Origin of the sequence: Methylobacterium sp. WL18 (genome assembly GCF_008040015.1) — a bacterium.
GTDB lineage: Bacteria > Pseudomonadota > Alphaproteobacteria > Rhizobiales > Beijerinckiaceae > Methylobacterium > Methylobacterium mesophilicum.
Map to the genome: position 1 here is coordinate 1 of NZ_VRVD01000979.1, position 1,216 is coordinate 1,216.

The window sequence follows — 1,216 nt, forward strand, 5'->3', positions numbered from 1 at the left end:
CCATCCGGGCCGTCCCAGGAGAACGAGCCGCCGATCGGCCCGCGCAGCTCGACCCGGTCGCCGACCTCGGCGGCCTCCGAGAACCAGCCCGAGACCTCGCCGTCGGGCAGCGCCTCGACCATCAGCTCGAGGGTGCCGCTGCCGTCGGGCGCCGAGGCGATCGAGTAGCTGCGCTGAGCCTGGTAGCCGTCCTCGGCGGTCAGGCGGACGTCGACGTGCTGGCCGGCCCGGTAGGCCTGCGCGATGGCGCAGCGCAGCCGAAAGCTCTTCACCTGCGGGGTGACGGGCGCGATTGCGGTGATCTCGGCCTGGTGCCAGCGGAAGACGATCGGCTCAGTCACCAGTGTAGCGCTGCTCACGCCAGGGATCCCCGTACATGTGATACCCGCGCAACTCCCAGAAGCCGGCGGTATCGGTCTGAGTGAAGCGAAGGCCCTTCACCCATTTGGCGCTCTTCCAGAAATAGAGGTGCGGCACGAGCAGCCGCGCCGGGCCGCCGTGATCCGGGTGGATCGGCTGGCCGGCATAGCGCGTCGCCACCATGGCTTGACCGTTCACGAGGTCGGCCACCGGCATGTTGGTGGTGTAGTCGTCGTAGGATTCCGCCAGGAGATACCCGGTCGGCGCCGCGATGCCGGCATCGGCCAGCAGGTCGTCGAAGCTCACGCCCTTCCAGGCGGTGTCGAACTTCGACCACTTGGTGACGCAGTGGATGTCCCCCTGCCAGGTGGTGCGGGGCAGAGCCTCGAATTCTTCCCAGCTCCACGTCTTGATCGGCCGAGAGCCCTCACGCAGCGTGAACCGCCAGGTGGCCGGATCCACGGTCGGGTTGGGGCCGATCTGCAGGATCGGGAAATCCTCGGTGAGATATTGGCCGGGCGGGATGCGCGCGCCCGTCTCGGGCGGCTGCCTGCGCCCGACGAAGCCCCGTGTCACCATGCCGGCCTCCGCTCGCGGTTGTTGTTTTGATGCGTCCGATCCGGGTTTGGTGCGTCGGAACACCCCACGTCAAGTCGCGATGTGCGGCCGAACAAACGCCCCAAAGCTGAGGTGTGGTAGTCAGCCTACGCCTGACCGAATCGCACCCATCAGGGGGAATGTCATGAAGTACCTTCTCGCGACGAGCCTCATCGTCGGGAGCCTCGCCACCCTCTCTCCGGCCGCCCAGGCCCGTGACGGGATCGGCGCCGGCGGCGCCGCGGCCCTCGGCGTGCTC

At 68.3% G+C, this 1,216-nt stretch carries 2 protein-coding genes; both read right to left on the bottom strand.

Annotated elements, in window-relative coordinates; translation table 11 throughout:
* Positions 1 to 359: FAD-binding oxidoreductase (locus FV228_RS30255; protein ID WP_246694088.1), on the bottom strand; the 359-nt coding region annotated here is incomplete at its 3' end.
* Complete coding sequence (locus FV228_RS30260; protein WP_147857793.1) at positions 334 to 939, bottom strand: sulfite oxidase-like oxidoreductase; 606 nt, start codon at positions 937 to 939, stop codon at positions 334 to 336. The genes FV228_RS30255 and FV228_RS30260, both read right to left, overlap by 26 nt.
* Positions 940 to 1,216 lie beyond the last annotated feature (277 nt).

Bases quoted from the DNA above. Each gene is read 5' to 3' on its own strand.
- FV228_RS30260 (WP_147857793.1), bottom strand. From the start codon at position 939: ATGGTGACACGGGGCTTCGTCGGGCGCAGGCAGCCGCCCGAGACGGGC.